At 72.6% G+C, this 7,467-nt stretch carries 6 protein-coding genes; 2 read left to right on the forward strand and 4 right to left on the reverse strand.

Annotation, left to right across the window (positions count from 1 at the left end):
- Nucleotides 1–378: 378 nt before the first annotated feature.
- Nucleotides 379–906, reverse strand: a complete 528-nt coding sequence (locus tag AB0M88_RS40565; protein WP_364111259.1) for a hypothetical protein — start codon at nucleotides 904–906, stop codon at nucleotides 379–381.
- A 660-nt stretch (nucleotides 907–1,566) separates the two neighbouring features.
- Nucleotides 1,567–3,093 carry a hypothetical protein gene (locus AB0M88_RS40570; RefSeq protein ID WP_364111261.1) on the reverse strand — a complete coding sequence of 509 codons (1,527 nt, stop codon included), beginning with the start codon at nucleotides 3,091–3,093 and terminating at the stop codon, nucleotides 1,567–1,569.
- Between the two features lie 185 nt (nucleotides 3,094–3,278).
- On the opposite strand from AB0M88_RS40570, the gene AB0M88_RS40575 reads away from it, so the two are divergent.
- Complete coding sequence (locus tag AB0M88_RS40575; RefSeq protein WP_364111263.1) at nucleotides 3,279–4,295, forward strand: LUD domain-containing protein; 1,017 nt, start codon at nucleotides 3,279–3,281, stop codon at nucleotides 4,293–4,295.
- A gap of 16 nt (nucleotides 4,296–4,311) precedes the next feature.
- Here AB0M88_RS40575 and AB0M88_RS40580 read toward each other — a convergent pair whose 3' ends face one another.
- Both AB0M88_RS40580 and AB0M88_RS40585 read right to left on the reverse strand, forming a co-directional pair.
- On the reverse strand, nucleotides 4,312–5,028 hold the full coding sequence (locus AB0M88_RS40580) for a class I SAM-dependent methyltransferase (protein WP_364111265.1): 717 nt from the start codon (nucleotides 5,026–5,028) through the stop codon (nucleotides 4,312–4,314).
- A gap of 20 nt (nucleotides 5,029–5,048) precedes the next feature.
- The gene (locus tag AB0M88_RS40585; protein WP_364111267.1) at nucleotides 5,049–6,053 is read right to left on the reverse strand and encodes an AraC family transcriptional regulator; all 1,005 of its coding nucleotides are present in this window, start codon (nucleotides 6,051–6,053) and stop codon (nucleotides 5,049–5,051) included.
- 70 nt (nucleotides 6,054–6,123) lie between these two features.
- Between AB0M88_RS40585 and AB0M88_RS40590 the strand changes: the two genes are divergently transcribed.
- The gene (locus tag AB0M88_RS40590; protein WP_364111269.1) at nucleotides 6,124–7,461 is read left to right on the forward strand and encodes an NAD(P)/FAD-dependent oxidoreductase; all 1,338 of its coding nucleotides are present in this window, start codon (nucleotides 6,124–6,126) and stop codon (nucleotides 7,459–7,461) included.
- Nucleotides 7,462–7,467: the final 6 nt, after the last annotated feature.

Below are 7,467 nucleotides of genomic sequence, written 5' to 3' on the forward strand. Positions count from 1 at the left end.
TCACCCCCATACGACGACGGTGGCCCCTGATTTGTGAGTCTGCCGGGTCGGCGCCTTCGATCTCAATGGCTGCGGTCCTGAGGCCTTTTACGGCACAGGATTGGCATGAACGACACGCCGGTAGGGCTGACATTTCGCTGTCTGAATGCGGGAAAATAGCTCATGGCGCAGCTCGAGTTCTTCTCCCGGTCGCAGGTGGCCTCCTGGCGAGACCGAACAGCGTCGCGCAATTATTCGCCCGAGGCTGATCAGTTTCGCCGGGAGCACGAAAGGCACCGCGAATGGGGTTTACGGCAGCGTCACGGCCGCCGGGCGATGAACCTGCGTCTCTACGGTGACGTCGTCGCGCCGGCCGACCGCACCGGCAACTGTCAGGCATCAGAGCCGCCGGGCCGGTCGGCCGACGCGGAGTGGGTGACCGTTGAGGCTTCGAGCGGAAACGGTACTTGCGGTCGAGGGCTCGGCGGCGCTGACAGCGGCGAGGTCGGTCCGGCCGACGAAACCGGGTCTGCTGCAACCACCGCCGCCGTCGATCAGGCCGCATCGGCCGACCATGCCGCACCCGGCGACCACGCTGCACCGGCCGACCATGCCGCACCCGGCGACCACGCCGCAGCCGGCGACCACGCCGCACCGGCCGACCATGCCGCACCCGGCGACCACGCCGCAGCCGGCGACCACGCCGCACCGGTCGACCGGGCCGCAGCCGCCGAACACGCCGCACCGGCCGACCTGGCCGCACCCGGCGACCACGCCGCATTGACTGATCAAGCCACAGCCGCCGATCAGGCCGCACTCGCTGATCGGAAGATATTCGCTGGTCGAGGTCGATTTGTTGACCGGGCCAGCGCGGTTGATCGGGTCGAACGTTGCGAGCGGGCTGATGGCGCACCACTCAGACGGCAAGGACAGGTCGCCACGGACGGATCCCGGCGGGCAGACGCCGTTCGATCCCGATGGCAGGCAGACACGGTTCGATCGCGGCGGCAGGCCGACACGGTTCGATCGCGGCGGCCGGCAGACTGCATAGCGCCTCCGATCGGGTGGCTCCGCCGAGCTGGGGCGTCGCGCCGACCGGGTCGGGCAGGTCCTCCCGGTCGGCCCTGCCGGTTCGGTCGGGCGAGCCGGTTGGTGCGAACCAGCGGCGGAGCGCCACCGCCGGCCCGGGAGCACCACCACCGCCGCGGGCGCCCTCCTCCGGCGAGGCAGCTCCGCGACCGGGAGCACCACCCGCGGCCGGGAACATCACGCCGCCGGGAACATCAGCCGGGTCTGGCACACCGGCGGGACCGGAATCGATCAGGATTACCCGGTGCCGTGATGGCGGAACGATTGTCGAAGGCGCAATGCCGCGCCTTCGGAAAGCGTCGGGAAATGGTTTTTATCCGGTCCAGGGAATTGCTGAGACTTTGTCGTCCAGGACCCTTTGCCCGGCAATCCGATGAGTTGACGGTGCGTGGTCACTGGCGGAAGCGAAGGCGGGTGTCGGCGGGTCGCTTGGGAGTGGGGGCGGCTGAGCCACGGTGCCCTCGGGGTGGTGGAGATGCGCCGAGGGCTGTCGTGTGGTCAGCCGGCGGTTCGGCAGAACGGGCGGCCGTACATCTCCTGGGTGGCCATGTCGGCGGTTACGCGCATTCGGTCCAGGGTGCTGTGGGTCTGCGGCAACTCGCCGACGGCGATGTGGGAGTAGCCCGAATGGCGGGTGAGGGCGCCGAACTGGGCCAGCAGGTCGCACCGGCGGGCGTCGCCGGCCGGGGACTTGTCGAAGTGGGCCACCTCGTCGGAGATCTCGGCGGTGACCACGGCGGTCGGGCCCTGGTCCTCGTTCAGTGTGAAGGCGTGCGACGCCGCGGTGGAGACCGCGCCGGTCACGACCAGCACGGCGAGCGCTGCCCGGGACACGACCGCGCCGGCGACCAGCGCCAGCAGGCCGGCCGTCAGCAGGGCGCCGCCGGCCAGCGTGAGCGGGCTGTCCCGCCAGCCGGCGCCCCAGCTGCCGGACGCGGCCATCTCCTGGGGCTGCACGTTGACCGATCCCAGCGCCGTGCCGAGCAGCAGCGCGGCCGCGCCGGTCACCACCAGCGTCACCGCCTGCCGGCGGTCGAGTCGCGGCGCCGCGGGCAGCCGGGCGAACAGTCCCACGGCCGCCACGCCGAGCAGCACCACCGCGACGCCGACCACCAGCAGGTTGAGCCGGCCGCCGCCGTGGAGCGCCGAATACCACTGCAACGGGGGCAGCCAGGCGGTGAGCCGGTTCGGCACGGTCTCGATCGCGGGCCGTCCGAGCACCAGCTCCGAGTTGCGGTAGCAGCCGCCGCCGCGGCAGGCCGCCCAGATCAGCACGCGTACGGGAAGGAAGATCGGCAGGAAGCCGAGCCAGAGCAGCACGGCCGGGCGGCGGCGGGCGCCGCGCGCCAGGACCGCGACCGTGGCCAGCGGCGGCGCGAGCGCCGCCATCTCGTTCGTGACCGCGAGGACCGCGCCGGCCGCGACCACCAGGGTCACCGACCGGGGTTCCCGGCAGATCCAGGCGACCACCGCCAGCACCAGCGCGGTGGACAGGAAGTAGAGGCCGCCGAACAGGACCGTGGTGCTGACCGCCCCGGCCGCGGTCAGTCCGGTGCCGGCCAGGAACGGCAGCAGGGCCACCGTGCGGGACGGCGGCTCGGCGAACAGCGGCCCCTTGGCGGTGAGCGCCTGCGCCAGCAGCACGATCGCCGCGACGAGCACCCCGGCGGCGAGCGCGCTGAGCAGGTGGAGGGTGACCGTGACCGGCACGTGCAGGACCTCGGCCAGGGAGAACGCGAGGGCGTCGACCGCCCACTCCAGCATCCGGCCGAGCGGGCGGAAGTTGCCGAAGCTGATGTACATCGGCACGGTCCGCAGGTTCTCGGTGACCAGCTCCCACGGGCGCGACTGCACGGTGGCGCCGTGCCAGAAGACGTTGTACCGGTGGTCGCCGATCAGGCCGACGCCGATCACCGGCGCGGTGACCACCAGCGGTACGACCACGGAGTTGCGGAACACCTGCCGCCACGTGACGGCCCGACGGGTGGCGACGGGGACCGCCGGCCGCTCCAGCACCGCGGTCACGAGCGTCCGGTGTGGCCGGAGGCGGTCATCGAACTGGCCGACCGCCGCGGCGGGTTGACAATCTGAGAGCCGTTCACGCCGGAGACCCTACTTGGTCACGGAAACGACACGTCGCCGCCATCCGGGCTGACGTTTCGCCGGGGTCCGTCGTCGGAGTCCCTGAGACCACAACCTCAGGGGGAACGATGTCCGATCTGCAAGCTGTCGCCGACCGCGTCGAGATCGAGGCGCTGCGGGGCGAGTTCACCGACTGCGCCATGATGCGGGACCGGGCCCGGCTGGCCGCACTGTTCACCGAGGACGGTGTGCTGCGCATGCCGAACGTCCCGGTCGAGTTCGTCGGCCCGGAGGAGATCCGGGCGGGCGGCGAGAAGCTGCAGGAGCAGTGGGACTTCTTCGTGCAGACGTACCACCCGGGCACGATCCGGCTCGACGGGGATGTCGCGACCGGGCGGGCGTACATCCACGAGCTGGCCCGCATGCTCGACGGGCGGCAGGGGCTGAACTACGCGATCTACCACGACCGCTACCGGCGTACGCCCGGCGGCTGGCGGTTCGCCGAGCGGGTCTACGAGGTCCGCTACCTCGACCCGACGCCGCTGGGCGGTTTCGCGCCCGGGCCGCGGCTCGACGTGGCGGCGACCGCGCTGACCGCCAACGGCTTCCGGGCCGAGGTCCTCGACGACGCGGCGGCCGCCCGTGCCCGGGTCGGCGAGCTGATCCCGGAGGGCGCCGAGGTGTTCACGGCGTCCAGTGAGACGCTGCGGCTCTCCGGCATCGAGCAGGACATCAACGCGAGCGGCCGCTACAAAGCGCTGCGGCCGCGGCTGCTGGCCATGGACCGGGTCACCCAGGCCGACGAGTACCGGCAGCTGCTGGGCCGCCCCGAGGTGGTCGTGGGCAGCGTCAACGCGGTCACCGAGACCGGTTCGCTGGTGGCCGCCTCGGGCAGCGGCAGCCAGTTGCCGGCCTACGCCGGGGGCGCCGCCCGCGCGATCTGGGTGGTCGGCGCCCAGAAGATCGTGCCCACGCTCGAGGATGCCCTGCGCCGCATCGACCAGCACGTGCTGCCGCTGGAGTCGGCCCGCACCCAGCAGGCGTACGGCGCGCCCAGCGCGGTCAACCGCCTGCTCGTCCTGAACGCCGAACCCCGCCCGGGCCGGGCCACGGTCCTGCTCCTGCGCGAACCGATCGGCTTCTGAGAAGACCGACCGGCTGCTAGACAAGAGGTTTGCGCGCGAGGAGCAGCCCGCAGCGGAGCGTGCCGTCCGGGCGGGTGCCGAGGGTCGGCAGCGGGCGGACGCTGACCGTGAAGCCGGCCGCGAGCAGGTCGGCCCGCAGGTCGGCGAACTCGGCGGTCAGGTAGTACATGACGAACGGTGGCCGCCAGAGGGCGTTGCGGACGCGCATCGCCACGTCGAAGCCGAGCGCGGCCCAGTACCAGGCCGAGGTGAGCGGCAGCGGAGCGACGGTCGGGAAGGCGAACAGGCCGCCCGGCCTCAGCGCCCGGTGGACGCCCGCGAAGACGGCCGGCCGCTCGGCCGGCAGGAAGTGGCCGAGGGCGCCGAACGTGACCGCCAGGTCGAACTCGCCGGCGAACGGAAGCCCCCGCGCGTCGGCCCGGACCAGGTCGGCGCGCGGGTGGGCGGCCCGCGCCTCGGCCAGCATGCCGGAGCTGAAGTCGACGCCGGTGACGCCCTCGCGGCACAGCGGCGCGAGCACGTCGAGCCCGGCGCCGGTGCCGCAGCAGACGTCGAGGCCGCGGCCGAACGGTCCCAGGCCGGAGAGCGCCGAGGAGGTCGCCTCGAGGATGCGGGCCGGGGTGCGGAACGGGGTGTAGTCGAACTTCGGGGCCAGCAGGTCGTAGCCGTGCTCGACCGAGGAGAGCGCCTGGACGGTCAGTTCGCGCAGGGAGGGGCCTTGGGGCGAGAACATCGGCTGAGGATAGCCGCCGATCAGGCGCCCCGCCGCAGATCGCGCGGGGATTGCCCGAACCAGCGGCGTACGGCCCGGGTCAGCGCGGACTGCTCGGTGAGGCCGACCATGGCGGTGATCTGCGTGAACGGGATCGACGTGCCGGTGATGAGGCGGTGCGCGGCGCCCCGGCGTACGGAATCGAGGATCTGCTCGAAGCCGGCGCCCTCCGCCGAAAGCCTTCGTTGCAGGGTGCGGGGATGGGTCTGCAGGTGCCGCGCGATCGCCGCGATGTCGACCGGGGCCGAGCCCAGGCCCTGGGTGATCAGGCGCTCCACCCGCGCCGCCAGGGAGACCGACGGCGCCGGATAATGACTGCTCAGGTAGTCGAGGGCGGCGGTGTGGAGCATCCGGTTGCCGCCCGCGGTCGGGGTGCCGGCGAGGGCCTGCGGCACCCGGAGCAGGGCACTGGCCTGGCCGAAGCGGACGTCGGCGCCGAAGAACTCGGTGTAGCGGGCGACCGGGGCGAGCGGCCGGTGCGGCAGGTGGACCGAGCGCAGCCCGTAGCGGCCGCCGGCCAGCAGGGCGACGCTGCGGTGCAGCAGGCCCAGGCCGAGGTCGGCCGACTGGGGCGGCATCGGCTCGAGTTCGGTGCTGCCGTAGCGGAGGGCGACGACGCCGGGGCGGCCCGACGGGTCGTCGACCTGTTCGACGGTGAGCGCCGGGCTGTGCACGAACAGGAAGCGGGTGGCGCAGTCGAGGGCCTCGCCGAGGGTGTCCGAGCTCTCGATGGCCAGCGACAGTGGGCCGAGAACGCTGATGTTCTGCTGTCCGGCCAGGCGCAGGCCGAGGTCGGGGCAGTCGAGTTCGGTCGCGGCGGCCTGGAGGATCAGGCCGGCCGTCATCGACTCGATCACCGCGTCGTCGGTGCCGGGCGCGGACGCGTCGGCGCCGAAGCGTTCGAACAGCGCCCGGCCGTCGCCGCCCAGGGCGTCGATCAGACCGGGGAGTCCGCGTAGCCCGGCCGCCCGGACCATGGTTCCCATGTCGTCACAGGGTAAATCAGTGTCGCGCGAAGGCAAGTCTCGCCGCCGCGCCGGTGGCCAGACTGACGCCATGGCGGAACACTTCGACGTCCTCATCATCGGCGCCGGCCTGTCCGGGATCGGCGCGGCCTGGCGGCTCCAGCAGGCGCGGCCGGGCACCCGCTACGCGATTCTCGAGGCACGCGACGCGATCGGCGGGACGTGGGACCTGTTCCGCTACCCGGGGGTGCGCTCGGACTCCGACATGTTCACGCTCGGCTATCCGTTCCGGCCCTGGCGCGGGGACAAGTCGCTGGCGTCGGGCGAGCAGATCCGGCGGTACATCGTGGAGACCGCCGAGGAGGGCGGCATCACGCCGCACATCCGCTTCGGCGCCCGGGTGGCCGGCGCCGACTGGTCGTCCGCCCGGCGCCGGTGGAACCTCACGCTCGCCGACGGCTCCGCGCTCTCCTGCGACTTCCTGTACGCGTGCACGGGCTACTACGACTACGCGAAGGGCTACCAGCCGGACTTTCCGGGGGTCGGGACGTTCGCCGGGCAGCTGGTCCATCCCCAGTTCTGGCCGGACGATCTGTCCTACGCGGGCAAGCGCGTCGTCGTGATCGGAAGCGGCGCGACAGCGGTGACCCTGGTGCCGGCGCTGGCCCCGTCGGCCGCGCACGTGACGATGCTGCAGCGCTCCCCCACCTACATGACCGTGCTGCCGCAGCGCGACCCGATCGCCGACGCGGCCCGACGGGTGCTGCCGCCCGCCGCCGCCAGCCGGGTCGTGCGGGCCAAGAACGTCCTGATGTCCCAGGGGTTCTACCAACTGGCCCGGCGGCGGCCCCAGACCGCCCGGAAGCTGCTGCGGACCGTCGCCGTGCGCCGGCTCGGCGACGAGGAGTACGTCGACCGCCACTTCAACCCCGTCTACGATCCGTGGGACCAGCGGCTCTGCGTGCTCCCGGAAGGGGACCTCTACGAGGCGGTGAAGTCGGGCCGGGCGTCCGTGGTGACCGACCGGATCGCGTCCTTCGTCCCCGAGGGCATCCGGCTCGCGTCGGGCGAGGTGCTCGAGGCGGACATCGTCGTCTCGGCGACCGGGCTCTCGCTGATCCCGTGCGGCGGCGTCGAGGTGTCGCTGGACGGCGAACCGGTCGACATCGGATCGCGCACCGCCTACCGCGGGCTGATGCTCGACGGCGTGCCCAACCTGGCCTACTGCATCGGCTACACGAACGCGTCGTGGACCCTGCGGGCCGACCTGTCGTCGCGCTACGTCTGCCGGCTGCTGGCCTACATGGCGCGGCACGGCTACGCCGTCGCCACGCCGAAGACGGCGCGGGCGAGGTCGGGCATGCTGCGGCCGAGGGCCCGTAGCGCTGTGGTGAGTTCGAGGCGGGCCAGCGCGGCACCGATACAGTAGTGCGGG

The organism is Actinoplanes sp. NPDC051411 (genome assembly GCF_040682075.1).
In the GTDB taxonomy this organism is placed as follows: Bacteria; Actinomycetota; Actinomycetes; order Mycobacteriales; family Micromonosporaceae; genus Actinoplanes.